28 protein-coding genes are annotated in these 26,635 nt (G+C 58.3%); 22 read left to right on the top strand and 6 right to left on the bottom strand.

Features of this window, described 5'->3' with window-relative positions; genetic code table 11:
- Positions 1-7: 7 nt before the first annotated feature.
- The 13 genes from HCX89_RS08225 to HCX89_RS08165 are packed head-to-tail and all read left to right on the top strand — an operon-like array spanning position 8 to position 14,168.
- Positions 8-1,378, top strand: coding sequence for an AMP-binding protein (locus tag HCX89_RS08225; RefSeq protein ID WP_025010133.1), 1,371 nt, complete (start codon positions 8-10; stop codon positions 1,376-1,378).
- Positions 1,371-1,733, top strand: coding sequence for a thioester dehydrase (locus tag HCX89_RS08220; RefSeq protein WP_025010134.1), 363 nt, complete (start codon positions 1,371-1,373; stop codon positions 1,731-1,733). Before HCX89_RS08225 ends, HCX89_RS08220 begins: the two co-directional genes overlap by 8 nt.
- Positions 1,730-3,442, top strand: coding sequence for a glycosyltransferase (locus HCX89_RS08215; protein ID WP_054744175.1), 1,713 nt, complete (start codon positions 1,730-1,732; stop codon positions 3,440-3,442). The genes HCX89_RS08220 and HCX89_RS08215 overlap by 4 nt, the downstream gene beginning before the upstream one ends.
- A complete protein-coding gene (hutH, locus tag HCX89_RS08210; protein ID WP_107111764.1) occupies positions 3,439-4,992 on the top strand; it encodes a histidine ammonia-lyase in 1,554 nt (517 codons plus the stop codon). The genes HCX89_RS08215 and hutH overlap by 4 nt, the downstream gene beginning before the upstream one ends.
- The gene (locus tag HCX89_RS08205) at positions 4,989-5,426 is read left to right on the top strand and encodes a thioesterase family protein (protein ID WP_071238935.1); all 438 of its coding nucleotides are present in this window, start codon (positions 4,989-4,991) and stop codon (positions 5,424-5,426) included. The genes hutH and HCX89_RS08205 overlap by 4 nt, the downstream gene beginning before the upstream one ends.
- Entirely contained in the window at positions 5,423-6,217 is a 795-nt protein-coding gene (locus tag HCX89_RS08200) for an outer membrane lipoprotein carrier protein LolA (protein ID WP_167715648.1), read from the top strand. The genes HCX89_RS08205 and HCX89_RS08200 overlap by 4 nt, the downstream gene beginning before the upstream one ends.
- Positions 6,217-8,574 carry an MMPL family transporter gene (locus HCX89_RS08195; RefSeq protein ID WP_167715646.1) on the top strand — a complete coding sequence of 786 codons (2,358 nt, stop codon included), beginning with the start codon at positions 6,217-6,219 and terminating at the stop codon, positions 8,572-8,574. The genes HCX89_RS08200 and HCX89_RS08195 overlap by 1 nt, the downstream gene beginning before the upstream one ends.
- Positions 8,571-9,827: an NAD(P)/FAD-dependent oxidoreductase gene (locus HCX89_RS08190; RefSeq protein ID WP_044735413.1), complete on the top strand. Its 1,257-nt coding sequence runs from the start codon at positions 8,571-8,573 to the stop codon at positions 9,825-9,827. The genes HCX89_RS08195 and HCX89_RS08190 overlap by 4 nt, the downstream gene beginning before the upstream one ends.
- Entirely contained in the window at positions 9,824-10,507 is a 684-nt protein-coding gene (locus HCX89_RS08185) for a DUF3261 domain-containing protein (RefSeq protein ID WP_167715644.1), read from the top strand. Before HCX89_RS08190 ends, HCX89_RS08185 begins: the two co-directional genes overlap by 4 nt.
- Before the next feature lie 31 nt (positions 10,508-10,538).
- A complete protein-coding gene (locus HCX89_RS08180; protein WP_096142505.1) occupies positions 10,539-11,729 on the top strand; it encodes a beta-ketoacyl-[acyl-carrier-protein] synthase family protein in 1,191 nt (396 codons plus the stop codon).
- Positions 11,726-12,217: a hotdog family protein gene (locus HCX89_RS08175; protein ID WP_045283272.1), complete on the top strand. Its 492-nt coding sequence runs from the start codon at positions 11,726-11,728 to the stop codon at positions 12,215-12,217. The genes HCX89_RS08180 and HCX89_RS08175 overlap by 4 nt, the downstream gene beginning before the upstream one ends.
- Positions 12,214-12,939 carry a 3-ketoacyl-ACP reductase FabG2 gene (locus tag HCX89_RS08170; RefSeq protein ID WP_044735417.1) on the top strand — a complete coding sequence of 242 codons (726 nt, stop codon included), beginning with the start codon at positions 12,214-12,216 and terminating at the stop codon, positions 12,937-12,939. The genes HCX89_RS08175 and HCX89_RS08170 overlap by 4 nt, the downstream gene beginning before the upstream one ends.
- Positions 12,936-14,168 (top strand): beta-ketoacyl-ACP synthase, encoded by a 1,233-nt coding sequence (locus HCX89_RS08165; RefSeq protein ID WP_167715642.1) that lies wholly within the window; start codon positions 12,936-12,938, stop codon positions 14,166-14,168. The genes HCX89_RS08170 and HCX89_RS08165 overlap by 4 nt, the downstream gene beginning before the upstream one ends.
- A 79-nt stretch (positions 14,169-14,247) precedes the next feature.
- Here the strand turns inward: HCX89_RS08165 and HCX89_RS08160 are convergent, their stop codons facing one another.
- Positions 14,248-15,363, bottom strand: coding sequence for an HD domain-containing phosphohydrolase (locus HCX89_RS08160; RefSeq protein WP_243880821.1), 1,116 nt, complete (start codon positions 15,361-15,363; stop codon positions 14,248-14,250).
- A gap of 158 nt (positions 15,364-15,521) precedes the next feature.
- Here HCX89_RS08160 and HCX89_RS08155 point away from each other — a divergent pair, with 158 nt between their 5' ends.
- Complete coding sequence (locus tag HCX89_RS08155; protein ID WP_054744157.1) at positions 15,522-15,842, top strand: rhodanese-like domain-containing protein; 321 nt, start codon at positions 15,522-15,524, stop codon at positions 15,840-15,842.
- A 5-nt stretch (positions 15,843-15,847) separates the two neighbouring features.
- The gene (locus HCX89_RS08150; protein WP_129979166.1) at positions 15,848-16,030 is read left to right on the top strand and encodes a hypothetical protein; all 183 of its coding nucleotides are present in this window, start codon (positions 15,848-15,850) and stop codon (positions 16,028-16,030) included.
- 55 nt (positions 16,031-16,085) lie between these two features.
- On the opposite strand, the gene HCX89_RS08145 is transcribed toward HCX89_RS08150, so the two are convergent.
- From HCX89_RS08145 to HCX89_RS08125, 5 genes are all read right to left on the bottom strand, one after another.
- The gene (locus HCX89_RS08145) at positions 16,086-16,679 is read right to left on the bottom strand and encodes an FMN-dependent NADH-azoreductase (protein ID WP_167715639.1); all 594 of its coding nucleotides are present in this window, start codon (positions 16,677-16,679) and stop codon (positions 16,086-16,088) included.
- A gap of 196 nt (positions 16,680-16,875) precedes the next feature.
- Positions 16,876-17,346, bottom strand: a complete 471-nt coding sequence (locus HCX89_RS08140) for a thioesterase domain-containing protein (protein ID WP_025010144.1) — start codon at positions 17,344-17,346, stop codon at positions 16,876-16,878.
- Between the two features lies 1 nt (position 17,347).
- Positions 17,348-17,785: a D-aminoacyl-tRNA deacylase gene (dtd, locus tag HCX89_RS08135; protein ID WP_028780049.1), complete on the bottom strand. Its 438-nt coding sequence runs from the start codon at positions 17,783-17,785 to the stop codon at positions 17,348-17,350.
- The gene (locus tag HCX89_RS08130) at positions 17,782-18,747 is read right to left on the bottom strand and encodes an alpha/beta fold hydrolase (RefSeq protein ID WP_243757290.1); all 966 of its coding nucleotides are present in this window, start codon (positions 18,745-18,747) and stop codon (positions 17,782-17,784) included. Before HCX89_RS08130 ends, dtd begins: the two co-directional genes overlap by 4 nt.
- Positions 18,725-19,612: a virulence factor BrkB family protein gene (locus tag HCX89_RS08125; RefSeq protein WP_025888483.1), complete on the bottom strand. Its 888-nt coding sequence runs from the start codon at positions 19,610-19,612 to the stop codon at positions 18,725-18,727. Before HCX89_RS08125 ends, HCX89_RS08130 begins: the two co-directional genes overlap by 23 nt.
- Positions 19,613-19,794: 182 nt before the next feature.
- Here HCX89_RS08125 and HCX89_RS08120 point away from each other — a divergent pair, with 182 nt between their 5' ends.
- The 7 genes from HCX89_RS08120 to HCX89_RS08090 all read left to right on the top strand — a co-directional run bounded on the left by HCX89_RS08120 (position 19,795) and on the right by HCX89_RS08090 (position 26,623).
- Entirely contained in the window at positions 19,795-20,013 is a 219-nt protein-coding gene (locus tag HCX89_RS08120) for a hypothetical protein (RefSeq protein ID WP_025010146.1), read from the top strand.
- Between the two features lie 20 nt (positions 20,014-20,033).
- Positions 20,034-20,684: a DUF2959 domain-containing protein gene (locus tag HCX89_RS08115; RefSeq protein ID WP_025010147.1), complete on the top strand. Its 651-nt coding sequence runs from the start codon at positions 20,034-20,036 to the stop codon at positions 20,682-20,684.
- A gap of 181 nt (positions 20,685-20,865) precedes the next feature.
- Positions 20,866-22,080 (top strand): 4Fe-4S binding protein, encoded by a 1,215-nt coding sequence (locus HCX89_RS08110; protein ID WP_167715637.1) that lies wholly within the window; start codon positions 20,866-20,868, stop codon positions 22,078-22,080.
- A 153-nt stretch (positions 22,081-22,233) separates the two neighbouring features.
- Positions 22,234-23,286, top strand: a complete 1,053-nt coding sequence (locus tag HCX89_RS08105; RefSeq protein WP_096142510.1) for an XdhC family protein — start codon at positions 22,234-22,236, stop codon at positions 23,284-23,286.
- Positions 23,283-23,927 (top strand): NTP transferase domain-containing protein, encoded by a 645-nt coding sequence (locus tag HCX89_RS08100; protein WP_037467548.1) that lies wholly within the window; start codon positions 23,283-23,285, stop codon positions 23,925-23,927. Before HCX89_RS08105 ends, HCX89_RS08100 begins: the two co-directional genes overlap by 4 nt.
- A 3-nt stretch (positions 23,928-23,930) precedes the next feature.
- Positions 23,931-24,386, top strand: a complete 456-nt coding sequence (locus tag HCX89_RS08095) for a (2Fe-2S)-binding protein (RefSeq protein ID WP_096142511.1) — start codon at positions 23,931-23,933, stop codon at positions 24,384-24,386.
- Positions 24,383-26,623: a molybdopterin cofactor-binding domain-containing protein gene (locus tag HCX89_RS08090; protein WP_167715635.1), complete on the top strand. Its 2,241-nt coding sequence runs from the start codon at positions 24,383-24,385 to the stop codon at positions 26,621-26,623. Before HCX89_RS08095 ends, HCX89_RS08090 begins: the two co-directional genes overlap by 4 nt.
- The last annotated feature ends 12 nt before the right edge of the window (positions 26,624-26,635 follow it).

Genomic DNA, 26,635 nt, shown 5'->3' with positions numbered 1-26,635 from the left:
GACAGTTATGACAGAGTTATTGAAAACCTGGCTTACCCAAGGCCCCGCAGGGCAACAACTGATCAGTTTTAACCACCATGACATAGTCACGGGTTCACTGTTCGCCACCCAGGTCTATCATCTGCATCAGCGCCTGCAAGCCCGGCCGGAAAAACGTTGGCTATTGGCCTGTGACAGCAGCGATCTGTTCGCCGTTGGCCTCTGCGCCGCCCTGTTGTCGGGCAAGCAGATCATACTGCCGGCCAACACTCAGCCTGGTACTCTCAGCGAATTGACCCAGGAGTTTGATGCCATAGTGTCAGACCGCCCCCTGTGTGAGGGCAAGATCTGGCTCGAGCTGAAAAAAGAGCTATCACTGCCCCACTCGCCCTGGCCGCAGATGGCCGAGGGGGATGGGTTCGGCGAACTGCTGCTGTTCACCTCTGGCTCCAGCGGCCAACCCAAGGCGGTTCGCAAGCGTCTGCAGCAACTGGATGCCGAAGTCAGTGTGTTGGAGCAGACCTTCGCCGCTCACCTGCCACACTGCAGCGTGATTGCCACCGTCAGCCACCAGCATATCTATGGCTTGCTGTTTAAGATTCTCTGGCCACTGGCGGCCAGTCGCCCCTTCCTCAGCGATCTGGTGGAATACCCGGAAACCCTGAGTTATTACACCGCCCTATTTCCCAACCTGTGCCTGATCAGCAGCCCGGCGCAGCTGTCGAGGCTGCCGGATGCGCTGGAGCATGAACGCCAGCTGCACACTCCCAGCCTGATCTTCAGCTCCGGCGGGCCCCTGAGCCTGGAAGCCGCCCAAGGGGTCAAGCGCTGCTACGGTAGCCTGCCAATCGAGGTCTACGGCAGCACGGAAACCGGCGGCATAGGTTATCGGCGCCAACAGAGCAGCGACACACCCTGGCAGGCCTTTGCCCCCATGGAGCTGAGCAATGACAGCGACGGCGCTTTGCTGCTGCGCTCGCCCTATCTTGAAGACAATGGCCAATACCGCTGTGAAGACAAGGTTCGGCTGCTGGGCGAAGGCCAGTTCTGCCTCGAAGGCCGCTTGGACCGCATCGTCAAGATAGAGGAAAAGCGCCTGTCTCTGGTGCAGATGGAAACCTTGCTCAACGCCCATCCCTGGGTGACCCAATCGCATCTGGTGCTGCTGGAAAACCCCAGAGTACAACTGGGCGCGGCGGTAGAGCTTTCCACCGCCGGCAAGGCACAGCTCGAAGCCGAGGGCAAACTCAGCATCAACAACGCCCTTAAGGCCCATCTGCTGAGCCAATTTGAACGTGTGACTCTGCCAAGGCGCTGGCGCTATCCACAGCAGCTGCCGCTCAACGCCCAGGGCAAGTTGCTCAAAAACGATATTCTCGAGCTGTTTGATCATGATTAAGTCTGTTCTTCCGCCCATTCTTCAACAGCGGCATCAGGACAATGAAGCCAGTTGGCGCCTGAGCATTCCGGCCGAGCTGCCTATGTTTGCCGGCCACTTTCCCGGCCAGCCGGTATTGCCCGGCGTGACTCAACTGGACTGGGCCGTGCGTCTCGGCAGCCAGGCATTCGGCTATGATGCCGAAGTCGCGGTGCTCGAGGTGCTCAAGTTTCAGCAACTGCTGTTGCCGAATATGCAAGTCACCCTCAGCATCAGCAATAACCCCGCCAAGGGTAAACTGAGCTTCAGCTACAGCGACGGCGAACAGAAGTTCGGCTCGGGTCGTATCGCCTTCAAGACAGAGGCCAAGCAATGAAGCTGGCGCTGATCATCCCCAATTACAACCATAGGGGCCATATCGCTGCGACGCTGGAAGCCCTCAAACCACTGGGGCTGCCCTGCTTTTTGATCAACGACGGCAGCGACGATGAGACCCGCTATCTGTTGCAACAGTTGGCCGAACAACACAGCGACTGGGTCAGCCTGCTGCATCACCCATACAACCGCGGCAAGGGCGCCGCCGTGATGACAGGCCTGCGCGCCGCCTGGGCCGCGGGTTTTTCCCATGGCCTACAGGTGGACGCCGACGGCCAACATAATCTGGAAGATATTCCGGCGCTGATAGCCAGGGCGCAGCTCAACCCCAAGGCGCTGATCTCCGGCCTGCCGCAATATGATGATTCCGTGCCCAAGGGTCGGCTCTACGGCCGTTACCTGACCCATTTTTGGGTCTGGGTCGAGACCCTGAGCCTGGATATCCGCGATTCCATGTGCGGCTTTCGAATCTATCCACTGGCGGCCACCGAGGCCCTGCTTCGCAGCGAAGCCCTCGGCGAGCGGATGGACTTTGATATCGAAGTCATGGTGCGTCTCTACTGGCGCGGTGTTGCCATAGAACATATTCCCACCAAGGTGATCTACCCGGAAGACGGCAGCAGCCATTTTCAGGGGCTGGCCGACAATGTAAGGATCAGCAAGCTGCACAGCAGGCTGTTTTTCTCCATGCTGTGGCGCAAGCTCAAGGGGCAGAAACTGGGGCCAACCCAAGCGGCACAAGACAACCCCCAAGGCGCTCATTGGTCCAACGTCAAGGAACGGGGCAGCTACTGGGGTATCAAGCTGCTGGCCGAAAGCTATCGTTTCGGCGGCCACTGGCTGGCACGGGCGATCATGTACCCGGTGATCTGTTATTTCTTTATCACGGGGCGACAGGCCCGCGAGGCGTCACAAGCGTTTCTAAAGCGGGTGCAGACACTGGAGCCACAGCACCCGAGTCTCGGTCAGCCGGTGACTTGGCGCGACAGCCTGCGCCACTTCTTCGCCTTCGGCAATGCCGCGCTGGATCGCATCGATGCCTGGTGCGATCGCATTCGCTTGCAGCAGGTGGAGTTCAGCGACCGTCAGCAGTTGGCCGAGCAGTTACAAAGCGGGCAGGGAGCCGTGTTGCTGGTGTCCCACCTTGGCAATATTGAGCTGTGCCGCGCCATCTCCATTCACCAGCGCAAGGTGAAGGTCAATGTGATGGTGATGACCCGCAATGCCGAAAACTTCAACCGGGTGCTCAAGCAGCTGAACCCGGACAGTGAACTCAACTTACTCCAGGTTACCGAACTCAACCCGGCCACCTCCATGTTGCTGCAAAGCAAGGTCGAGGCCGGTGAATTGGTGGTGATTGCCGCCGACCGCACCTCTAGCCACAGCCCGGGTCGCACTGTGAAAGTGCCGTTCCTCGGCGAAATGGCGCCCTTCCCCCAGGGCCCCTTTATTCTGGCCGGTCTGCTGGACTGCCCCATCTACACCATGTTCTGCCTGCGGGAACAGCAGGGCTACAAGGTCTGGCTCGAGCCCTTCGAGCAGAGTCTCAAAGGCCCGAGAGCCGAGCGGCAGCAGCGGCTGCAACAGGCAGCAGGCCTCTATGCCCGGCGGCTGGAACATTTTGCCCGCAAGGCACCACTGCAGTGGTTTAACTTTTTCGATTTTTGGCGGCAGGACCAAGTTGCTGACCGCCCCAAGGACAACTCATGAGCGCAACAGTTAAGGCCACCAAGACGGTCGGCTTCGGCCAAACATCACTGACACTGGAACAGGTGGTCGCCATCGCCAAAGGGGCGCCGGTGACCCTCAACGCCAGTGCAGAGTACCGTGACTATATCCAGCGCGGCGCTCGCTTTATCGACAGCCTGCTTCATGAAGAAGGCGTGGTCTATGGGGTCACCACAGGCTACGGCGATTCCTGTACCGTCAATGTCGGCCCGGATCTGGTACACGAATTGCCGCTGCATCTGTCGCGCTTTCATGGTTGCGGTATGGGCAAGGTGCTGGAGATCCCCCAGGCCAGAGCCGTGATGGCCTGTCGCCTCAACTCACTGGCCGTGGGTAAGTCCGGTGTCAGCTATGAGCTGCTGGAGCGTATAGCCCTGCTGCTGAATCTCAACATAGTGCCGGTGATCCCGGAGGAAGGCTCTGTGGGTGCCAGCGGCGATCTCACGCCACTGTCTTATCTGGCCGCCGTACTGGTTGGCGAGCGGGAGGTCTTCTATCAAGGACAGCGCCGCGCCACCAGCGAGGTCTACGCCGAACTTGGGATCAGCGCCCTCAAGCTCAGGCCCAAAGAGGGCCTGGCACTGATGAACGGCACCGCCGTGATGACGGCGCTGGCTTGTCTGGCCTATGACAGGGCCGAGTACCTGAGCCGCCTGTGCGCCCGCATTACCGCCATGGCCTCACTGACACTCAAGGGCAACTCCAACCATTTCGACGAGATACTGTTTGCCGCCAAGCCGCACCCGGGGCAGAACCAGGTCGCGGCCTGGATCCGTGAAGACCTCAACCACCACGAGCACCCACGCAACTCTGACAGACTGCAGGACAGATATTCGATTCGCTGCGCGCCGCACATTATCGGGGTCTTGGCCGATGCCCTGCCCTTTATGCGCCAATTTATCGAGACCGAACTCAACAGCGCCAACGACAACCCGATAGTGGACGGCGAGGGGGAACATATTCTCCACGGTGGCCACTTCTATGGCGGCCATATCGCTTTTGCCATGGACAGCCTCAAGAATGCGGTGGCCAATTTGGCGGATCTGCTGGACAGGCAGATGGCTCTGGTGATGGATCCCAAATTCAACAACGGCCTGCCGGCCAACCTGTCGGCCAGCCAGGGCGAGCGCAGCCCCATCAACCACGGTTTCAAGGCAGTACAGATAGGTTGCTCGGCCTGGACCGCCGAGGCACTGAAACACACTATGCCCGCCAGCGTGTTCTCGCGCTCTACCGAGTGCCACAACCAGGACAAGGTCAGCATGGGCACCATTGCCGCCCGTGACGCCCTGCGGGTGCAGGAACTGACCGAGCAGGTGGCCGCCGCAGCACTGCTGGCCATGAGTCAGGGGATCCGCCTGCGCCTGCTCGCCGGTGAACTGGAACGGGAGTCGCTGGCCGAGTCAGTGGCCACCACCCTGGCGCAGCTGGAAGCCGACTTTGAACTCTTGATTGAAGACAGGCCGCTGGAAGCCTTGTTGCGGCAAACCCTGGCCAAGATCCAAGCCGGAGAGTGGGAGGTGTGCCGATGAAAGCCATCCTCAGCACTGAAATAGAGCTGGAGATCCCCTTCCACGATGTCGACTCCATGGGCATTACCTGGCACGGCAACTATCTGCGTTATTTTGAGATAGCCCGCTGCAAGCTGCTGGACAGGTTCGACTACGGCTACAGCCGAATGCAGGAGTCAGGTTACGCCTGGCCGATAGTGGATCTGCAGCTGAAATACGTCAAACCCAGCCGTTTCGAGCAGAAGATCCGGGTGAGTGCCGCCTTGGTTGAGTGGGAAAATCGGCTGAAGATCAACTACCAGATTTGCGACGCCACCAGCGGTGAGCGCCTCACCAAGGGCTACACCATACAGGCCGCAGTGGATATGCAGACTCAGGAACTGTGCTTGGTGACCCCGCCGGTGTTCCGTGAGCGCCTGGCGCCCTTCATCGCGGCCGCCGAGGCCAAGTCATGAAACCCTCAGCCTTCGGCTTTCGGCTCACACGGCAGCCCACCTTACTGCTTGGGCTGCTGGGACTGTTTTGGTTTAGTGCCGCTTGCAGCAACATGGCTTTAGGGGAAGTGGCGCCAGCGGATAACACTCAGATTGAGCCGGTGACAGTGTTGGCCGCCGAAGCCAAGGGAAAAATCAGGCCGGAGGCGCAGGCATTCGACAAACTCTTTGCCAACCCGGCCACAGAGCAGGCTCTGCAACAGTTAAGCACTAAGATGGCCCTCAGCGACAGCAGCCGAGGCCAGTTTGAGCAGGTGCGCTGGCTCAGGGCGCTGAAACAGCCACTTCGCAGCAGCGGCGAATTTCTGTTTCAGCGAGAGCTGGGCATGCTCTGGCAACAGCAGACTCCCTTTGGCAACCTCTTGCTGCTGAAACAGGGCGAGCTTATCCAGCAGGACAGCCAGGGCAAGCTCAGTGTCACCAAGGCCGATGCCGGCCCGGCGGCCGTGGCTGAAATGCTGCCGCGCATGATGCAATCCCTGCTCTCCGGTGATATTCAGGCATTGAGCCAAGGGTTTGAACTCTATCTGCTCAATGACCAAGCGGGTCATTGGCAACTGGGACTCAAGGCCAAGGAGCAGACAATGGCAGCTCTGCTGCCGCAAATGGTGCTCGAAGGCAGTCAGGATCTCGAATCTCTGACCCTGCTGGCCAAGAACGGCGATATCAGCCAGATATTCTTCTCTGAACTGGATAAATCCCCACTCAATGACAGCGAGCGCGCTCGCTTCTTTCCCGAGGTGGCCCCCTGATGTCGCCTCGCCCTGAGCGCTCTCGTCCCAGGCTCTCTGCGCCGGTTGGCCTGCTGTTATGGCTGGGGCTGCTGACGCTGCTCATCCTGCTTGGCGTCTGGCAGTGGCAACAGGGCGGCCGTATTCAGAGCGACATTCTCGCCATGCTGCCCAAGGTGCAGGAAGATCCACTCGCCGAAGCGGCGCTGAAACGCATGGAGCAGAAGCTCGGCAATCAAGTGTATATCGGCCTGATTGCCAAGGATAAACCTCAGGCGATCGACGCCGGCAAACAGCTACTGAGTGCGCTGGAAAAGGAGCAAGGCGCCTTTAAGAGAGTGCGCAGCGCCGAGGCCGACAGCTTCAGCGCCCTAGGGCGTTTCTATTTCCCCTATCGCATGGGGCTGCTCAGTGACAGCCAGAGGCAGCAACTCGCTAGCGGTGAATTAACCACTCTGATTCAAAACGCGCAGCAACAGCTCTACAGTGCCTTTGGCGCCGCCGGCAGCGACCTGATTGCCGAAGATCCGCTGTTGCTGTTCCCCGACTGGCTCAAGTCGCTGGCCGAGGGCCGCAGTCTCACCCAGGCAGATGGCATACTGTTGGCGCCAACGCCGCAAGGCCAGTATGCAGCCATAGTGATGGCCGAGGGCATAGGCAGCGCCTTTAACCCGCAGCAACAGGCAATCCAGCTCAAGGCGCTGGAGCAGGTCTTGGCGCCTCTGCCGCAAGATATTCGAGTGCTCAAGGCCGGCGCCCTGTTTCATGCCGCGGCCGCCACAGAATCGGCCAAGAGCGAGATCAACCGTATCGGATTAGTCTCCCTGCTTGGAGTGATCCTGCTGGTGCTGCTGGCGTTTCGCTCCTTGATGCCGCTGACGGTGGCACTGCTCACCCTGGGCAGTGGATTTCTGGCGGCGACGGTCACTGCCCTGACACTGTTTGGCGAACTGCATCTGCTGACTCTGGTGTTCGGCACCAGCCTTATCGGTATCGCCATCGACTACAGCTTTCACTTCTACTGCGAGCGCTTGCAACATCCCAAGGCTTCTCCCAGGCAGGTGATTGGCCTGATATTTCCGGCCGTGACCCTGGCCTTGCTCACCAGTGTCGGCGCTTACCTGGGCATAGGCCTGGCGCCTTTTCCCGGCATGCAACAAGTGGCCGTGTTCTGTGCCAGCGGGCTGATTTTCACCTGGCTGACACTGCTGCTGGCATACCCGGCCATAGCCGCCAGCCCCTTGCTTGCCGGAGACAACCGTCTGGCGCTGGCTGGACGATTGCTGAATCTCTGGCAAGCTCTCGGTCGGCGCAGCAGTCTGTTAATCCTAGTGCCACTGGGGTTACTGCTGCTGTTTGGCGGCATTAACCTCAAGGCCAACGATGATATCCGGGCGCTGCAGAGCAGCCCACCAGCGGTCAGCGAGCCGGAAAATGCTCTCAGGCAACTGCTGAGTGGCGGCACGGACAATCAGTTCCTGCTGGTCCGGGGTGACAGCGCCGAGGAGATGCTGCAGCATCTCGAACAGCTGGCGCCCGGGCTCAAGCGTTTGATTGCTGAAGGCAAACTCGGCAACAGCGTGAATATCGCCCGCTATTTGCCGAGCATCAAACGCCAGCAGCAAGATCATCAGTTGCAGGGGCTTATCTATCGCCAAACAGACAAGGTTTTGGACACTCTGGGGCTTAATGCCGAGTTGGCAGGGCCGCTCTCGAGGCAATGGGCCGAATTCCAGCCGCTCTCGGCCACAGACTGGCTCGCCAGTGAAGGGGCTAAATCCTCAGGGCTGAGTGACCTCTACCTCACCCCCACTGACGGAATATCGGCTCACGCCGCCATAGTGCTGCTCGGTGGCATCCACGATCTCGACGCCCTCAAGCAGCTGGCAAGCAGCAACCCGGGTGTGCAGTTGGTCGACAAGGTCGCCGATATCTCGGCGCTGATGGCCAAATACCGTCAATTGACCCTGCTGATGCTGGCACTGGCACTGACACTAGCGGCGGTGATTTTCAGCTGGCGCTTTGGTTTGCGCCGCGGCCTTTGGGTGGCGCTGGTGCCGACTCTGGCGGCGATTCTGACTCTGGGCGCCCTTGGCTGGCTCGGCAGCGGCTTGACCCTGTTTCATGCCCTGGCACTGGTGTTGGTGTTCGGCATAGGCGTGGACTACAGCCTGTTTTTTGCCGAAGCTAAACAGCATCCCAGAGGCGTGATGTTGGCGGTGCTGATGTCTGCCGCCTCAACCCTGCTGGCCTTTGGCCTGCTGGCTTTGAGTGACACCTATGCCATTGCCGCCTTTGGCATGACCCTGGCGCTGGGCATAGGTTTTACCCTGTTACTCGCTCCCCTAACCTCAACTCTTACAAGGAATGCAAAGTGAACACTGCCAATGCCGTGGAACAAGTCGATGTGGTAATTATCGGTGCCGGGCCATCCGGCTCGGTCGCGGCCAGCCTGCTGAAACAACAAGGAGTAGATGCTCTGGTGCTGGAGCGGGCCCAATTTCCACGCTTTTCCATCGGAGAGAGCCTGCTGCCCTGCTGCATGACAGTGCTGGAGCAGGCTGGGATGACAGAAGCCGTGGCCGAGGCAGGGTTTCAGTTTAAAAACGGCGCAGCCTTTCGGCGCAACGGCCGCTACACCACCTTTGATTTCAGTGACAAGTTTACCCCTGGCCCCAGCACCACCTTTCAGGTTCCCCGAGGCCAGTTCGACAAACTGCTGGCCGACACCGCCAGTACCCAAGGGGTAGAGATACGTTATGGCCAGACGGTCACCGCGGTGGATCTCAGCGCAGAGCCACGGCTGACAGTGGCAGACGAAAATGGACGAGTCTATTCAGTGCAGGCCAAATATCTGCTGGATGCCAGTGGCTTTGGCCGGGTGTTGCCAAGATTGCTGCAGCTGGAATGCCCCTCCAGCCTGCCGGCCCGCTCGGCGATCTTTACCCATATTGAGGACAATATCAGCGACCCGGAGTTTGACCGTAACAAGATCCTTATCAGCGTGCATCCGCGCAACAAGGATATCTGGTATTGGTTGATCCCCTTCAGTAACGGCACCTGTTCGCTGGGGGTGGTGGCCGAACCGCATCTGCTGGCAAGACTCGAAGGCAGCCTGGAGCAGCAACTGCGCACCATAGTCAATGAAGAGCCAGGGCTGGAGGCGCTGCTTAAGGACGCCAGAGTGATCCGCGACTGCGCCACCTTGAAGGGCTATTCGGCCAATGTCAGCACCCTGGCCAGCGACAAGTTTGCCCTGCTGGGCAATGCCGGTGAGTTTCTCGACCCGGTATTCTCCTCCGGGGTGACCATAGCCATGCACTCGGCCAGTCTGGCCTGCGACTGTCTGGTACGCCAACTCAAGGGGGAAGCGGTAGACTGGCAGCAGGATTATGCCGAGCCCTTGATGCTGGGGGTCAACACCTTCCGCACCTATGTGGAAGCCTGGTATGACGGCAGATTCCAGGAGGTGATCTTCTTTGAAGACGCCAACCCCAAAATAAAACAGATGATTTGCTCTATCCTGGCGGGCTACGCCTGGGACAGCAACAACCCCTTTGTCAGTGAATCCCGGCGCAGATTGGATCTGGTGGTGAACCTCTGCCGCGACGCCGTCGAGGAAGCCTTATGACAGCCGCTGTCACCCGCTTGCTACTGCTTGCCACTGTGCTGGTTGGCCTGAGTGGCTGCAGCCAGCTATTGTATCGCCAAACCTGCGTTGCCCTGGCAAAGGATGTTAGTTATTGTCTGGCGCCGCTGCCGCTGAACCAGGCCGCGCCCAAGGGACAAACCTCTGATACCAAGGCTGCCAAAGACGCAAAGCAGCCAGATGAGCCCCAGGGCAATGGCTCGGTTCAAACTCAAACTTTGGAGCAAACGCTCAGTCTCAGCCAGCAGGTGCGGCTGCAACGAGGGGAGCAGAGCCATGAGCTTATCAGCCAACTGGAACTGCAGCCGCAGCAAATGACTGTGGTGGGGCTGGCACCTCTGGGCCAAGCACTGTTTACCTTGATCTACGATGGACATACACTGACCAGCGAGCAGAGTGTGCTGCTCGGCAATGAGTTTAAAGCAGAATATCTGCTGGCCTTGCTGCAGCTCATCTATTGGCCGGAGGAAAAGCTGAACGCTTATCTGGATGGTGCCAGGGTGAAACTGGAAGATTGCGCCGCCGTCCTGTGCCGGGTATTGCTGAGCAATGACAATCGCGAGCTGATACGGATAAGTTACTCCAGCCCCGACATCTGGCATGCGGAAGTGGCCATGAACATGCCGCAGGCCGATTTAAAACTGAACATTAAGCCCCTGTAATGGATACAGGGCCGGATCCCAAAACAGAGATATGACAACTACAGCCATAAATCATGCGGGTTTTTGTACCCCTCTCGGCAACCGGGCCGACGAGGTGCTTAACGCCTTGCTCGCCGGTGACAGCCGCGGCATGGTCAGCCGCGACAACCTGTTGTTTGAACGGCCGGCCATAGTCGGGGTAGTGAACAGCGAATTACCGGCCATTCCCGCCGAGTTTGCCGACTATGACTGTCGTAACAACGCCCTGTTGCTGTGTGCCGCGCTGCAAATTACCCCGGCGGTGGAAGCCGCCAAGGCCAAATATGGCAAGGAGCGCATCGCGGTTGTCATAGGCACCAGCACCTCAGGGATCTCCAAGGGCGAAGAGGCACTGGAGTACCGCAATCGCCACGGCCATTTCCCTTCGGATTACCACTATTTTCAGCAGGAGCTGGGGGGTACCAGTCGCTTCCTGCAAGCCTGGTTCAAGCTGAGCGGTCCCTGTTACACACTGTCGACGGCCTGCTCCTCCAGCGCCAAGGTGTTTGCCGCCGGTAAACGGCTGTTGGACGCCGGACTGTGCGACATGGTGATAGTCGGCGGGGTCGACAGCCTGTGCCAATTGACCCTCAACGGCTTCGATGCGCTTGAGTCTGTCTCCAAGGGGCACTGCAATCCTTTTAGCGCCAACCGCGACGGCATCAACATAGGTGAAGGCGCGGCGCTGTTTACCCTGGAGAGAGGAAGCGGCCAGGTGCTGCTGTCCGGTGTCGGCGAGTCGGCCGATGCCCACCATATCTCGGCGCCCCATCCCGAGGGCAGCGGCGCAATTGCCGCCATGGAGATGGCACTCAAGCAGGCGGAGCTGACGCCTGATGACATCGACTATGTCAATCTGCACGGCACTGCCACCCCCAAGAATGACGCCATGGAAAGCCGCGCCATGCACTCGGTATTTGCCGAAGCACTGCCGCCTTGCAGTTCCACCAAGCCCTTGACCGGCCACGCACTGGGCGCCGCCGGGGCATTGGAAGCGGTATTCTGCTGGCTGCTGTTGTCGCCCCTCAACCCTGATGGACAACTGCCGCCGCATCTGTGGGATGGTGAGCAGGATGGCAAGGATCCCGCACTGCCACTGGTCAAACAGGGCAGCCGCCACTCACTGAATCACCTGATGAGTAACTCCTTCGCCTTTGGCGGCAGCAATGCCAGCCTGATCTTCAGCCGTGGAGCCCCGGAATGACCCAGCCTTTAGCCGAGCGTGATATCGCCGATTTTCTGCCCCACAGGGCGCCCATGATACTGATAGACGCCGTGGTCGAGCACAGCCAAGACAGACTGCTGACCAAGGTAAAGATTAGTGAGCAGAGCCCCTATTTCGATGACGCCCGTGCTCTGGTGCCCAATTATGTCGGCATAGAATATATGGCCCAGAGCATAGCAGCACTGGCCGGAGTGGAAGCCGAGGCCCGCGGTGATATTATCCGGGTCGGTTTTTTGCTGGGCAGCCGTAAGCTCAGCATGCATACCCCGGGATTCCTGCCCGGACGCGAGTACCTGACCCAGGTGCAACGCCTCTATCAGGAAAATACGGGACTGGCAGTGTTCGACTGCCGCATCTTTGATGGCGACACAGAGATCGCCAGCGCCAATGTAAACGTTTTTCAGCCCCAGGACACCCAGGCCTATATTGCCGGTAGTCTGGAGGCGATGCAGGGAGATTCCGCATGACACAGAGAGTTTTGGTCACAGGTTCCAGCCGCGGCATAGGCAAGGCTATAGCCCTGCGCCTGGCGCAGTCCGGCTTTGATATCGCCCTGCACTTTCATGCCAATCGAGCCGCCGCCGAGGCCAGCGCCGCCGAAATCCAAGCCTTGGGCGTCAAGGTCAGCCTGCTGCAGTTCGATGTTGCCGAGCGCCAGACCTGCCGCCAAGTCATTGAGGCCGACATAGAAGCCAACGGTGCCTATCACGGCCTGGTTCTCAATGCCGGTATCGCCCGCGATACGGCTTTCCCGGCGATGACAGAGGCCGAGTGGGACGGTGTCATCCATACCAATCTCGATGGTTTCTACAATGTGATCCATCCGGCGCTGATGCCGATGATCCAACGGCGCAAGGGCGGCCGCATCATTACGCTGTCTTCGGTTTCCGGTTTGGCCGGTAACCGTGGCCAGGTGAACTACAGCGCCTCCAAGGCCGGTATCATAGGCGCCACCAAAGCACTGGCACTGGAGCTGGCCAAACGCAAGATCACGGTCAACTGCATCGCTCCCGGGATTATCGAAACCGAAATGGTCGATGCCTTCAGCCCCGAACTGGTACAGCAACTGGTGCCGTTGCGGCGCATGGGCCAGCCTGAAGAGATAGCGGCACTGGCCAACTTCCTGATGTCTGACGAAGCCGGTTATATCACCCGCCAGGTGATCTCGGTCAACGGAGGCATGCTATGAGCCGCAGGGTGGTGATTACCGGCATGGGCGGCATTTCCGCCCTGGGCCAGGATTGGGACAGCATCAAGGCCAGGCTGCAGGCAGGCCAAAATGCCGTGGTTCGCATGGATGAATGGGACAGGTTTGATGGCCTGCACACCCGTCTGGCGGCGCCGGTCAGCGACTTCAGCACTCCGGCGCACTATTCGCGCAAGAAGATCCGCTCCATGGGCCGGGTGTCTCTGATGGCCACCCGCGCCAGTGAAATGGCGCTGGAGGATGCCGGCCTGTTGCATGACCCTCTGATAGCCTCAGGCGCCATGGGCATAGCCTACGGCTCCTCCACCGGCAGTACAGATCCCATCACCGCCTTTGGCGACATGCTCAAACACGGCGATATGAGCGGCGTTACCGCCACCAGCTATATCCGCATGATGGCCCATACCACGGCGGTCAATGTCGGGGTATTTTTCGGCCTCAAGGGGCGGGTATTAACCACCAGCAGCGCCTGTACGTCCGGCAGCCAGGGCATAGGCTATGCCTATGAAGCCATCAAGTATGGCCAGCAGGATTTGATGCTGGCCGGGGGCGGCGAAGAACTCTGCCCCACAGAAGCGGTCGTGTTCGACACCCTGTTTGCCACCAGTACCCGCAACGACACTCCTGAATTGACCCCCAGGCCTTTCGATCGCGACCGAGACGGCCTGGTGATAGGCGAAGGCGCCTGCACTCTGGTGCTCGAAGAGCTGGAGTATGCCAAGGCCAGAGGCGCGCGCATCTACGCCGAAGTGCTGGGTTTTGGTACCAACTCAGACGGCCTGCATGTGACGCAACCGAACGCCGACACCATGGAAAAGGCGATTCGGCTGGCACTCAAAGATGCCAAGATAGCGCCGCAGCAGATAGGCTATGTCAACGCCCACGGTACGGCCACCGACCGCGGTGATGCCGCCGAGAGCCGGGCTACCGCCGCTGTATTTGGCGAGCAGATACCGATTTCATCGCTGAAGAGCTATACCGGCCATACCCTGGGCGCTTGCGGCGCGCTGGAGGCCTGGTGGAGCATTATGATGATGCGTGACGGCTGGTTTGCACCCACAATCAACCTGGAGAATGTCGCCGAGGATTGCGCCGAGCTGGATTATATTCGCGCCGAAGGCCGGGCACTGGATACCGACTTGGTGATGAGCAATAACTTTGCCTTTGGTGGCATCAATACTTCGTTGATCTTCCGCCGCTGGCAGGACTGAGCTTAGCCCTGGAAGCCTTAGAAAACCAGAGGAAGCCCTAGAAGCTTTAACGGAATGCATCGGCACTGCAGGCCTCTTTTCAGGCAGCCTTGTCATCGCGGCAGCGCCCCATGATATCCAGGATCTGTGTAGTCGAAGCCGCCAAGGCTTCGACGCAATGGCCGTCCAGTTTGCCGGCGGCCACCATGCTTCTCAACTCACGGAAACAGGCGTCCAGTGGCCAGGCCTGCTTATAGGGCCGCTCGCTGCTGAGGGCATCGAAGATATCCGCCACAGTCACTATTCTGGCTTCAATCGGCACCTCTTCCCCCTTCAAACCTCGGGGATAGCCGCTACCATCCAGATACTCATGATGACAGGCCACTATGTTGAGCATGATGGTCGAATCCGGCAGATGCGCCAGACCAAAATCCCCCAGTACCTTGCGGATCAGGCACTCGCCCTTATCCACATGGGTCTCCATCAGAGTACGCTCGTCTATGCTTAAGGGCCCCTCTTTCAACAACACCTTGTCCGGAATACCTATCTTGCCTATGTCATGCAAAGGTGCAAACTGGGTGATATGTTCTATCTGCTCATCACTCAGGCTGTATTTGGGGGCGACTATGCCGGCGATCAAGCCCGAATAGGCCGCCATGCGATCCAGGTGCGCGCCGGTTTCAAAGTCACGCAGGTCGGCAAAGTCCCGTGCCACCTGAGCCGAGGCGAGAATAGTGCGCACTGCACTGAGTTCGGCGCACAGAGACATGTTGATCAAGTTGGCATAGAGCACCATATCGCACTGCGCCTTGGCATCGAAGGCCGCCACGCGGTATGAATCGAAGAACAGAAACCCCAGAAACCTCTGTTCATCATAGAGGGGCACGGTAAAGGAGGAGTTGTAATCCTGCTCCAGCAACCAACGCGAATGGCTGTTTTCCGGCAAGATATTGGCCTTGATATCGTCTATCACCCGATACTGCCCTGTGCCTGCCAATTGGCAGAGCACCTGGCTGTCGGACATGGGATATTCATAACCCACTATGGCCTGTCCCCTGTGAGTGCTGTTGATAAAGGTTTTTAGCAGACCGGTCGAATCGTGATACAGGGCGCAGGCGATACGATCCACCCAAGGGTAGCTGAGTAACAGATGATCGTGAATGCGTTCCAAACGCTCAGAAGCGTTGTGACCCTGCAGCCAGAGAGCTGTTGGCATATTCTTGTCCATACACTATTTTCAAATCATTTCCTTTTTCCAAAGGATAGAACAAAAAACAGCCATGGCGAGAGAACGACCAGTATCCAGGCCATTGCATTTCCAAATCCATAAGATTAACCTTATTGAAAATTTTCTAATTGATAGAGAGACTGAAAATGCAAACCAACGTCACGCCACAAGACGGCCGCCTAAACCCAGAGCAGTGCCATGAGATGATCGCCAAGGGAGTTCGGGTACTGGATGTCCGCTCGGCCGCCGAATATGCCGAAGGACACCTGCCGCAGGCGGTGAATGTGCCACTAGATACCCTGGATACCTGGCTCAAGCAGCAACCGAATAAGCAGGAACCCTTTGTGCTCTATTGTGGTGCCGGCATGCGCGCCCAGAAAGGCTGCGAAATTCTGCGGGCCAACGGCTTTGATTGCGTGCTCAACGGCGGCGCCTTCAAGGAGCTGGTCTGTTGCCAACCTGAGTAACCATAATGACAAGCAAGCCCGGACGATTTCAGATAAGCCAACATCGCGGCCAAGCCTCTGCGCGAGTGCGTTATCGCGAGCACTGGCCCGCCGAAGGGGTCAATGCCGCTTGTCCCCTTTGCAGCAAGACGCTTGAGCCGGACAAGCAGTCACAAAAAAGCCCCGGGGAGTCACCTCCGGGGCAGTAGAACCAAATCAGTCAAGCAACTGGCGTTCAGATTGATGGTGGAAGAGATGTTTGCCTCAGGCAGAGATAGCCGCCAGCGAAGATTTGGCTGCTGAAATACCCTTGGCGTTGGCATCCGGGCCCATGTTCAGCGCTTCACCGTAGACGGTTTCCACTTCGGTAATTCCAATAAAGCCCAGCACGGTTTTCAGATAAGGCACCACATGGTCTGTGGTCGAGTCTTTATGTACCCCACCTCGGGTAGTGATCACTACCGCGCGCTTACCAGTGATAAGACCCACAGGGCCATTTTCTGTGTAACTGAAACTCACACCGGCGCGGGCAATCAGGTCAATCCAGTTTTTCAACTGAGTCGGAATACCGAAGTTATACATGGGCGCAGCTATTACTACTGTGTCGTGATCTTTCAGTTCCTGGATCAGCTCATCAGACAAGGCCAACGCCTGTTGCTGGCGCTCGCTCAGCTGTTCGCCGCCGCGCAGGCCGCTGGCAATTTCACCGTCCAGTACCGGCAGCGGCTCGGCCGCCAGATCCCTGACTGTGATGCTGGAACCCTGCTCCTGCCAATGCTTGATCAGGTGGTCGACCAAGAGACCGGACTGAGAGTAACCACCCAGGATGCTGGATTTCAAAACTAATACTTTGCTCATGATATTGCTCCGCTTCGATTCAGGAATTTGTTTGAGTCAGAGCTTTTGCTCCAATCTATGCTGAGCAGTTTACTGATGGATAAAATAGAAAAAAAGCGGAGAAAATTTGATATTAAATTCGATTTTTTAGAAAGGAAAGGTTGTTATCCAGGGCTTACAAGGTTAAAACCGAACCTGTAAGCCTAGGTAATCCCAGCTAGGACAGGGTCGCCTCTTGCTTGGGCTGGCTGACGTAAACCCCCAAGAAAGAAGCACAGCAAAGGCCGTGACTCCAGAGTTCCACCTCCTGCCTGACTTTGACCCTGCGCCCTTCACTCAAAGGCGTCAGTGACACGCCCGGCCAGCTGACTCTGGCTTCGATCAACTCACCGGGATTGGCAGTCACCGGCGCCCGATAACGGATCTCGGCCTGGGCCAGCACTATATCACCACTCACTCCGGCCCGCTGCTGTTGCAGCCAGAGCATGCCCCAGCCACACAGAGTGCACAGGGTATAGATACTGCCGGCAAACATGGTCTGATGCAGATTGATGTTGGGCGCCAGCGGTGCACCGACACGAAATTCTGTGCCATCAAAAGCCAGTGGCCGGATCCCCATAAAGGCACTGACGGGGATGGTGCCATGCCAGGTGTTTTCCAATTGCTTAAGCAGTGATGGCTCAGACATATCAAACACTCAGATTAAAGGTCACTGGCCCGTCGTTCAGCAGTTCCACCTGCATATCGGCAGCGAAGCGGCCGGTTTCTGTGGTCACCCCCTTGCTGCGACAAAATGCCACAAAGGCTTCATAGAGCTCTTCGGCCTGAGCCGGACTGGCACCACCCGAGAAACTGGGACGCAGACCGCGGCTGGTATCGGCCGCCAGGGTAAATTGCGACACCACCAACAACTGCCCGCCGACCTGAGTCAGATTGAGGTTCATCTTGCCGTTGTCATCGCTGAACACCCGGTAATTCATCACCTTGGTGGCCAGCTTTTCCATCGCAGCCATATCATCCTGGCGTTCAACGCCCAACAACACCAACAAACCTTTATCTATAGCGCCGGTCACTTCATCGGCAACCGTTACCTTGGCACGGCTGACTCTCTGTATCAGGGCGATCAATCCTGACTCCTTAATTCTGTTTCACAAGAGGCCGCAGTGTCGCCCATAGCACACAGGGCTGCAACCACGGCGTGACGCATTTTATCATCCACCAGCGAGTGATGACCTCCGGCCACCAGCTGCAACTCGGCCGGGCGGGTCTGGCGGGCAAGCTGAGCCTGCAGCAAGTGAGTTGGACAGACCCAGTCGTTTTCCCCCTGCAGCAAGCGGGTATGTTTCGGCCAGTTATTGAGCCCTGCATCAAGCAAACTCATGGCTTCGAAATAGTGATGGCGGGCATAGTGAAGTTCGATTCTGGCCATATTGCTGTCCCGATGCGCCCTTGGCGGCGGCAACAGTACCCCGGGTAAAGACAGATGCTGCTCCCAGCGCAGCCAACTGCGGATATAATCCTGGGCATTGAGGCAAGTAAATCCCTTGGCATAGCTTTCCAGCAGCGCCGCAGTGCTGCGCTCACTCCTGGATAGCCAGCGGGAAAAGCCATGATAGTCCACCGGGAAACGGCTGGCGGCGCCAGCAGCACCATAGAGCCAATCGCGGCCCTCGGCAGAGGGGATAAAGCTGCCCCAATATGTCTGGGCTATGACCCGCTCAGGGAATAAACCGCCGTACACCAGCCCCAAGGTTGCCCCGAATGAGCCCCCTGCCAGACACCAGCGCGGCAACCGCAGCGCCTTCCTGACCGACTCGAGATCATCGAGAAGGCCCTGGAAGTGATTCTGCGCCAGGCCTTTCTCGGAGCGCGATAAGCCGGCGCCCCTTTGATCCAGAAACAATAAGCGAAAGCGGCGCAGATCAAACAGCGCCAACTCTTCAAGGTTGCAACCGGCGCCGGGCCCGCCGTGCAGATACAGCAGCGGGATGCCTTCCGGGTTGCCGAATTGCGCCAGATACAGGCGGTGGCCGCCCCCCACCTCCAGCCAGTCGCGGGCAAACGGATTATGCCGATTCGGATTCATCATCCAGCGACTCCAATGGTTCTTCACCATCGAGGAATTCCGGCAAAGATGCGGTGATCTCGGCTCCCATCAGGACAATCATCCAGGACAGGTAGACCCAGACAAACAGTATCGGAATCGTCGCCAGGGCGCCGTAAATCGCCTCGTAGCTGGGGAAGTGAGTCACATACAGGGCAAAGCCTTTCTTGCCCGCCTCAAACAGCAAGGCAGCCACTATGGCCCCGAGCAGGGCATGCAGCAGCTTCACCTTTTGATTGGGCACCACAGTGTAAAGCAGCAGGAAGGCCGCAACAGAAAACAGAAACGGCAGACGCGCGACAAAGAAGGTACCTACACCATAAGTATCGGCTTCGTTGAATATTTTCAGCGATACCAAGTAGGAAGTGGCCGCCAGGCTGGCCCCCATCAGCACTGGGCCCAGCGTCAGGATCATCCAGTACATGGAAAAAGACACGACAGTCTGGCGTTTTTCTTTGGTGCGCCAGATATAGTTCAGCGCCTTGTCTATGGCGGAGATCAGCAAAATGGCCACCACCACCAGGGCGCCGATACCGACGGCCGTGCCCTTGGAGGCGTTGCCGACAAACTCGTTGATATAGACCTGAACCGTATCGCCTGCGGCCGGCAGAAAGTTTTGATAAATAAAGTTTTCTATCAGTTGCCGCACCCCCTTGAAGACAGGGAAAGCCGACAGCATAGACATGGTAACGGCCACCATGGGCACCAGCGACAACAGGGTCACATAGGCCAGATGACCGGCTCGGATATTGATTTGATCGTCCTGCAATCTCTGTTTCAGGTGCAGCAGGAAGTGCCAGCAGCCTTTCATAAACAAGCTGAAATTGCGGGTATCTATCTTGTTGCTCACGGTTTTCTCTTGATCCTCTGGGTCTAGTGTCGCTATCTTCGTACAATAATGCCCGGATTACAAAGTGTGATGCTGCCACTGCAGCAGGGCAAAGGAAGCCGGGAATGACGCCAGCGCTATGCATAGGTATGCGCCGAGGCCCGTCGTTCAATGCTTCTTCCACAATTTAAAGGAGAGAGTTAATGTCACAACAAGGATCGGCGGGCAATGTGATTGCCGCGCTGGCAAGCGTATTTTTCCCGGGTTTGGGACAGTTGGTTCAGGGGCGGATCCTGGCCGCACTGATCTTCTTTCTGGTGACAGTCACAGGTTACGCCCTCTGGTGGTTGATCGTTCCTGCTATCATAGGTGCCATCGCCCATCTCTGGTGCATCATAGATGCCGCCAAATACAAAGCATAAACAGAGAAAAGAGAAAGCTTATGAACAAGATCCTCACCACCACCCTGGTCAGCCTGGGATTGCTGCTGGGTGGTTGCCAGAGTGCCTATTACGGTGCCATGGAAAAAGTTGGCTATCACAAACGTGACATCATGGTCGACCGGGTCAAAGACGCCAAAGAATCGCAACAGGAAGCTCAGGAGCAGTTCAGTTCGGCACTGGAAGAGATGCAGGCGCTGCTGAACCATGACGGCGGCGATCTGGAAAAGGCTTACAACAAGGCCAAAGACGAATATGAGTCGGCCCAGGAAGCCGCCGATGATGTCAGCAACCGTATCAACAAGGTGGAAGATGTGGCCGAAGCCCTGTTCGATGAGTGGCAAGGGGAAATCGGTGAGATCAGCAAGGCCAGCCTGCGCAGTAAGAGCCAGGCCAAGCTGAAAGAAACCCGCCGCTCCTACGAGCAGCTGATCCGCAGCATGCGCCGTGCCGAGAGCAAGATGCCTCCTATCCTGACCTCAATGAAAGACAACATGCTCTACCTCAAGCACAACCTCAACGCCCAGACCATAGGGGCCATCAAGGGGGAGTTTGCCAGTCTACAGAGCGATATCTCCGGCCTTATCAAAGAGATGAATAAATCCATCGATGAGTCCAACCGCTTTATCGCAGCAATAGAGTCGGGGAACTGACCGCCAAGCCATAGAGATAGCCCCGCACCGCGGGGCTTTTTTTCAGCTGTGAGCCAGTGCACGAATTTCTCCATCTGCGAATGTAAACTTGGATCTGCTGCACACTTCCTTTTTTGACTCAAGAACTTGTGCCCTTATTTGAGTTCACAATAGGCAGTCCTTTGTTGCTGGCCTCTTTCTCATGACACTGACCGAATCGCTCACCCTCATGCTGGCACTCCTCTATGGTGTCAGCCAACTCTGGTGGAGCGGCCGCCGTTTCGGCGCTGGCCTCACTTTGCTGCTGATTTTAACCGCGCTGCTGATTAGCAGCAGCCCCATGTTACTGCTGGCCACGCTGACAGCCGTTGGTAGCCTGGCATTGCTGCAGCAACTGCGCCCCGGCTTGCTGCAATCCGAGCCCAGGATCAATAACCTGCGCAGCGGCTGCCAGCACCTGTTGGCGCTGTCCCTGTTTCTGGTCGCGATTCAGTACACCATCAACAGCCTGATGCTCAAGGCCGGAGTCACGCCCTGGATTGGGCGCCCGGATGTGGTGGATGCGTTTCTGCCCATTGCCGGCGGTATAGAACTCAAGGCGATAGCCACCCTGGGACTCTGGGATCAAACCCACCCGGCGGCGGCCGTGATGCTGGCGGTGGTGCTACTGACCGGACTGCTATGCAAGCGGGCCTTCTGTGGCTGGGCCTGCCCGCTGGGGTTGGCCGGAGAGTACCTCTATCGCCTGCGTAAACGCTTTATCAAGCGCGAATTTATGCCGCCTGCCTGGCTCGACTGGCCACTGCGTATGCTCAAGTATCTGTTGTTGGCGGCGCTGCTCTACATAGTGTTGGGCATGCCGTCTATGGGGATCCCCGGCTACCTGGAGAGTAATTATCACAAGATAGCCGATCTCAAGATGGCGCTGTTTTTCATCACTCCGGGACTCATCACCCTGGCCTGCTTTGGCTTGATCCTTGCCATTGTCGCCTGGCGCCGTCAGGGATTTTGCCGTTACCTCTGCCCCTATGGCGCCCTGCTGGGACTGCTGAGTTTTCTCAGCCCGCTGAAAATCCGCCGCGCCCCTGAGCACTGCCTGATAGAGTCCAAGGGGATGAAATGCAACAAGTGCACCCGCGCCTGTCCGGCCGGCATCATAGTGCATACCAAAAATACAGTGCACAGCGATGAATGCCAGGCCTGCATGCGCTGCGTGGCCGCCTGTCCCAAGAAAGCGGCGCTGGGGTTCGGCCTTAGCCGCAATCATTTCTGGTCGGCCAAGTCGGTAATGCTGCTGGTACTCGGGCTGCTGTTCCTGCTGCCCTTGATAGCCTACACCTCCGGCTTCTGGGAAAGCCAAACGCCGGATGCGGTTCGGATGCAACTGCTGCAGATGATCGACTATGTAGGTCACTAAACTTAACCACTCAGGCTCGCCGACAGGCGGGCCTTTTTACTGCGCTTGTCGCCGAGTCCCACTGCCCCTCCCTGACTTGCCACGCCCGGCAAGATTGTTTCCCGGTGCTATTTTATGCAATGCTAACTTCTCCACCAAAAACACGGGAAGTTTATGGCGCACCATCTGCAAACCTTGCTGCAACAATGGGCTCTCAGCGCAGACGAGCCCTGGGTGCTGGCGCTGATCACCTCGGTACAAGGCTCTTCTTATCGCAAACCCGGAGCCATGATGCTGTTTCATCCCCTGGGCCAGAGCCTGGGGATCCTCAGCGGCGGCTGTTTGGAGGCCGATCTGCGCCATCAGGCACACAAGGCCCTGACGGAACAAAGGGTGGTGGAGGTCTGTTATGACGCCCGCGACGATCAAGACGCCAGTTACCAACTGGGTTGTGGCGGCTTGGTGAACATCTGCCTGCTGCCTCTGGGGCGGGAGAATCATTTTCTGGCACTCGATGAGTTGCGCCAGGCTCTGAATGCCGGTCAATCCGGCTTCTGGCAGCTGTTGATGCCAAAAACCGGTGAAGCGCCCGCAGCCCTTGAGGCGCGCTTTTTATCCCAAGGTTCACCCTCAACCGGTGCCGAACCTCTGTCTTTCCCCGCCAATGACTTTCGCCGCACCGGGATTTGGAGTCCAGAAACCGGGCAGAACGGGCAACAGAGCTGGTTAACCGTACCCGTGGGCCCCAAACCTGCGCTTGCGATTTTCGGCGGCGGTCTGGATGCCAAGCCGCTGGCGCAGATGGCTTTACAACTGGACTGGCAGGTGAGCGTCGTAGACCCCAGAGCCGCCTACGCCCGCAGCCATGACTTTGCCGGTTGCGACATAATCAAGCTCGGCGCCGACGAGCTTGATGCCGATTGGCTCAAGCGTCAGGATGGTGCCATAGTGATGCACCACAATGTCGAGCTCGACAGCGCCATTCTCAAACGGCTGCAAGTAAGCTGCCCACGCTATCTGGCGCTATTGGGGCCAACTCACAGGCGCGATAAGGTACTCAAACATGCCAGCCTTAAACTGGCAGAGTTTGCCGTGCCACTGGCGGCGCCCGCCGGACTGGCACTCGGCGGCGAACTCCCGGGGGCCATCGCCCTCAGCATTTTGGCCCAGTGCCACGGAGTTTTGTTTGATGCGCCCATGACTGGGCTTGAGGGCCTGATGCCATGAGGCTATTGCCTGTGTTACTGGCCGCCGGAGCATCGAGCCGCTTCGCCGCCGATGACTCAGTGCCCGGCCACGCCAAACTGGCGGCACAGGACAGCCATGGCACGCCGCTGCTGCGCCTCAGCTGGCAAGCGCTGGAGCAGATGCGCGCTCAGGCAAGCCTGAAGTACCCCAAGCTTGAGCTGCTGTCGCTGCTGACCATACTCGGCGGCCACAAGGAACAATTGCAAGCGTTGTTGCCGCCCCATGCGAGCTGCTGTTTCAACCCTCTCTGGCAACAGGGGCTGGGGCACTCCATCGCCCTGGCCGCGGAGCAAGCCAAGGCCTGCTCCGCCGATGCCCTGCTACTGGCGCTGGCCGATCAGGTTGCGCTCATTAGCGCCGATTACCTTGAATTGCTCGACTGTTGGCTGGGCAGCCAACTCAGCAGCAGCGCCTTTTACCGGGACGCCCCCGGCGCGCCTGCTATCTTTAATGCCACAGACTTCAACGCCCTTTGCCAACTGCAGGGTGACCGAGGGGCCAAGGCTCTGCTGACCGAGAAATTACAACAACAACGACTGGGCCGGATAGTGCTGCACCGCGCCGCCATAGACATAGACACGGGCGCAGATCTCAGACGCCTCAACCAGCACAAGGAGTGAACAATGTCGCAACTCAAAATCAATGGCAGACTGTTTTCGGTCGAGGCCGATCCCAATATGCCCTTGCTATGGGCCCTCAGGGATCTCCTGGGACTGACAGGCACCAAATTCGGCTGTGGCGCCGGACTCTGCGGTGCCTGCACCATACATCTGGATGGTAAGCCCGCCAGAGCCTGCCTCACCAGTCTCAAAAGTGCCGAGGGCAAGAACATCACCACCATAGAAGGCCTGGATAATCCGGTGCTGAAGGCCGCCTGGAGCAAACACAAGGTTCCCCAGTGCGGTTACTGTCAGACAGGGCAACTCATGTCTGCCGCGGCGCTCTTGAGTGAAACGCCCAACCCCAGTGACCAACAGATAGACGATGCCATGTCCGGCAATATCTGCCGCTGCGGCACCTATACCCGGATCCGCAGCGCCATCAAGGATGTCGCCGTCAAAGGGGGGCAGAGCTCATGAGCCGGTTTACCGCAGTGGAAAACTTCAGCCGTCGCGATGTGCTGAAACTCTTTGGCGCCAGTGGCGGCGCCTTGATGCTGGGCAGCAGCGCCCTGGGCTGGAGCCCCATGAGCCTGGCGCAGGACAAGCTGCAACCTCTGAATCTGTTTATCGCCGTCGGTGAAGACGACAAGATCTACCTCACCTGCCATCGCTCGGAAATGGGCCAGGGCATACGAACAGGCATACCTCAGGTGCTGGCCGATGAACTGGAAGCCGACTGGGACAAAGTCGTGGTGGTGCAGGGCCTGGCCGACAAGCGTTACGGCAGCCAGAATACAGATGGCAGTCGCAGCATACGTAAACACTACGACAGAATGCGTCAGATGGGTGCCATGGCGCGCACCATGTTGGAACAGGCTGCCGCCGAACATTGGCAAGTGCCGGTCGCAGAAGTCACCGCCAAGGCTCACAGAGTGACTCACAAGGCGTCCGGCCGCTCCCTGAGCTATGGTGAACTGGCACTGGCGGCGTCCAAGCTGCCGCTTCCGGATGAGAGCCAACTCAGGCTCAAACCCAGAGAAGAATTCACCCAGATAGGTCAGTCACGCACCATAGTGGATATGGATGCCATGTTGGATGGCAGCGCTATCTATGGTCAGGATATACGTCTGGAAGGCATGCTCTATGCCGCGATTGCCCGGCCGCCTGTGCTCGGCAGCCAAGCGGAGAGTGTCGATGATAAAAAGGCCCGCGCCTTCCCCGGTGTGGTGGATATTATCAGCCTGCCCGCTCCCAAAGGGGCACCGGCCTTCCAGCCGCTTGGCGGTGTGGCTGTGCTGGCCAACAACAGCTGGAGCGCCCTTGAAGGTCGCAAGGCACTGGCGATTCAGTGGCAGCAAAGCCCCAACGACAAGCACGACTCCCAAGCGTTTCTCGCCACCCTGAAACAGAGAGTTCAGCAGAGTGGCAAGGTCAGGCGTGAGCTGGGCAAGCCTCCCGCAAGCTGGCCAAAAGAGCGCACGCTCAGCGCCGATTACACTGTGCCCTATCTGGCTCACGCCATGATGGAGCCGCCGGCAGCCACCGCCAGAGTCAGCAAGGATGGCTGTGAAATTTGGGCCTGCAGCCAAACGCCCCAGAGTACCCAGCAGAATGTGGCGGCCGCTTTGGGGCTGAAGGAGGAGCAGGTCAAGGTGCATGTCACCCTGCTGGGCGGCGGCTTTGGCCGTAAGTCCAAGCCGGACTTCAGCGTCGAAGCGGCGCTGCTTTCCAAACGCAGCGGCAAGCCGGTGAAGGTGTTCTGGAGCCGGGAAGATGAACTGCAAAACGGCTATCTGCACGCCATCAGCGCCCAGCATTATCAGGCACTACTCAGTGATGATGGCAAGGTGGAGGCTCTGTTGTCGCGCACCGCCTTCCCTTCCATCAGTTCCACCTTTGCCGAAGGCGTGGATGAACCCTCTGACGGCGAACTGGATTTGGGCTTTATCGACTTGCCGTTTCAGTTGCCGTCGCTGCGCTGCGAAACCGCTAAGGCCGAGGCTCACACCCGTATAGGCTGGCTGCGCTCTGTGTGCAACATTCAGCATGCCTTCGGCATCGGCAGCTTTGTCGACGAACTGGCGCTGCGCACCGGCCAGAGTTGCCCGGCCATGTGGCGGCAGCTTCTTGGGCAACCCAGAGTGGAGAACTTTGCCGATCAGGGCTTCAAATACGGTAACTATGGCGAAGAACTCAGTCGTCATCCTGTGGATGTCGCTCGTTATCTGACGGTCATCGACGCCGCCGAAAAACGTATGGCGCAATCACCGGCCAAGGCGGGCGAAGGCTGGGGCTTTGCGGTGCACCGCAGCTTTGTCAGCTATGTGGCGGTCGCCATCAAGGTCAAACTGGATGGTGAGCGTTTGCAGGTGCTGCAGGCCATCTCAGTGCTGGATGCCGGCACTGTGGTTAACCCTGACAGAGTGCATTCGCAGCTGGAAGGCGCGGTCATCTTCGGCCTCAGCCTGGCGATGCTGGGCGAAATCAGCTTCAAGGATGGCAAGGTGCAACAGTCGAACTTCCACGACTATCAACTGCTGCGGTTGCCGCAATGCCCTGAGATAGAAACACAAATCATCGCCTCGACCGAGGTACCCGGCGGTGTGGGCGAACCCGGAGTGCCCCCGGTCACGCCGGCACTGACCAACGCCATAGTGGCCGCCGGCGGCAAGCGCTACCGGGATCTGCCACTGAAGCAGTATCTGCAGCTTTGATTGGTCGATAAA

Origin of the sequence: Shewanella sp. Iso12 (assembly GCF_012030025.1) — a bacterium.
In the GTDB taxonomy this organism is placed as follows: domain Bacteria; phylum Pseudomonadota; class Gammaproteobacteria; order Enterobacterales; family Shewanellaceae; genus Shewanella; species Shewanella algae.
Note: the sequence above shows the minus strand (reverse complement) of the source record. Positions and strands in the feature narration are given on the sequence as shown.

Excerpts from the sequence above, each read along its gene's own strand:
- HCX89_RS08225 (WP_025010133.1), top strand. The coding sequence starts at position 8 with ATGACAGAGTTATTGAAAACCTGGCTTACCCAAGGCCCCGCAGGGCAA.
- HCX89_RS08220 (WP_025010134.1), top strand. The coding sequence starts at position 1,371 with ATGATTAAGTCTGTTCTTCCGCCCATTCTTCAACAGCGGCATCAGGAC.
- HCX89_RS08215 (WP_054744175.1), top strand. The coding sequence starts at position 1,730 with ATGAAGCTGGCGCTGATCATCCCCAATTACAACCATAGGGGCCATATC.
- hutH (WP_107111764.1), top strand. The coding sequence starts at position 3,439 with ATGAGCGCAACAGTTAAGGCCACCAAGACGGTCGGCTTCGGCCAAACA.
- HCX89_RS08205 (WP_071238935.1), top strand. The coding sequence starts at position 4,989 with ATGAAAGCCATCCTCAGCACTGAAATAGAGCTGGAGATCCCCTTCCAC.
- HCX89_RS08200 (WP_167715648.1), top strand. The coding sequence starts at position 5,423 with ATGAAACCCTCAGCCTTCGGCTTTCGGCTCACACGGCAGCCCACCTTA.
- HCX89_RS08195 (WP_167715646.1), top strand. The coding sequence starts at position 6,217 with ATGTCGCCTCGCCCTGAGCGCTCTCGTCCCAGGCTCTCTGCGCCGGTT.
- HCX89_RS08185 (WP_167715644.1), top strand. The coding sequence starts at position 9,824 with ATGACAGCCGCTGTCACCCGCTTGCTACTGCTTGCCACTGTGCTGGTT.
- HCX89_RS08180 (WP_096142505.1), top strand. The coding sequence starts at position 10,539 with ATGACAACTACAGCCATAAATCATGCGGGTTTTTGTACCCCTCTCGGC.
- HCX89_RS08175 (WP_045283272.1), top strand. The coding sequence starts at position 11,726 with ATGACCCAGCCTTTAGCCGAGCGTGATATCGCCGATTTTCTGCCCCAC.
- HCX89_RS08170 (WP_044735417.1), top strand. The coding sequence starts at position 12,214 with ATGACACAGAGAGTTTTGGTCACAGGTTCCAGCCGCGGCATAGGCAAG.
- HCX89_RS08165 (WP_167715642.1), top strand. The coding sequence starts at position 12,936 with ATGAGCCGCAGGGTGGTGATTACCGGCATGGGCGGCATTTCCGCCCTG.
- HCX89_RS08160 (WP_243880821.1), bottom strand. The coding sequence starts at position 15,363 with ATGCCAACAGCTCTCTGGCTGCAGGGTCACAACGCTTCTGAGCGTTTG.
- HCX89_RS08155 (WP_054744157.1), top strand. The coding sequence starts at position 15,522 with ATGCAAACCAACGTCACGCCACAAGACGGCCGCCTAAACCCAGAGCAG.
- HCX89_RS08150 (WP_129979166.1), top strand. The coding sequence starts at position 15,848 with ATGACAAGCAAGCCCGGACGATTTCAGATAAGCCAACATCGCGGCCAA.
- HCX89_RS08145 (WP_167715639.1), bottom strand. The coding sequence starts at position 16,679 with ATGAGCAAAGTATTAGTTTTGAAATCCAGCATCCTGGGTGGTTACTCT.
- HCX89_RS08140 (WP_025010144.1), bottom strand. The coding sequence starts at position 17,346 with ATGTCTGAGCCATCACTGCTTAAGCAATTGGAAAACACCTGGCATGGC.
- HCX89_RS08130 (WP_243757290.1), bottom strand. The coding sequence starts at position 18,747 with ATGATGAATCCGAATCGGCATAATCCGTTTGCCCGCGACTGGCTGGAG.
- HCX89_RS08120 (WP_025010146.1), top strand. The coding sequence starts at position 19,795 with ATGTCACAACAAGGATCGGCGGGCAATGTGATTGCCGCGCTGGCAAGC.
- HCX89_RS08115 (WP_025010147.1), top strand. The coding sequence starts at position 20,034 with ATGAACAAGATCCTCACCACCACCCTGGTCAGCCTGGGATTGCTGCTG.
- HCX89_RS08110 (WP_167715637.1), top strand. The coding sequence starts at position 20,866 with ATGACACTGACCGAATCGCTCACCCTCATGCTGGCACTCCTCTATGGT.
- HCX89_RS08105 (WP_096142510.1), top strand. The coding sequence starts at position 22,234 with ATGGCGCACCATCTGCAAACCTTGCTGCAACAATGGGCTCTCAGCGCA.
- HCX89_RS08100 (WP_037467548.1), top strand. The coding sequence starts at position 23,283 with ATGAGGCTATTGCCTGTGTTACTGGCCGCCGGAGCATCGAGCCGCTTC.
- HCX89_RS08095 (WP_096142511.1), top strand. The coding sequence starts at position 23,931 with ATGTCGCAACTCAAAATCAATGGCAGACTGTTTTCGGTCGAGGCCGAT.
- HCX89_RS08090 (WP_167715635.1), top strand. The coding sequence starts at position 24,383 with ATGAGCCGGTTTACCGCAGTGGAAAACTTCAGCCGTCGCGATGTGCTG.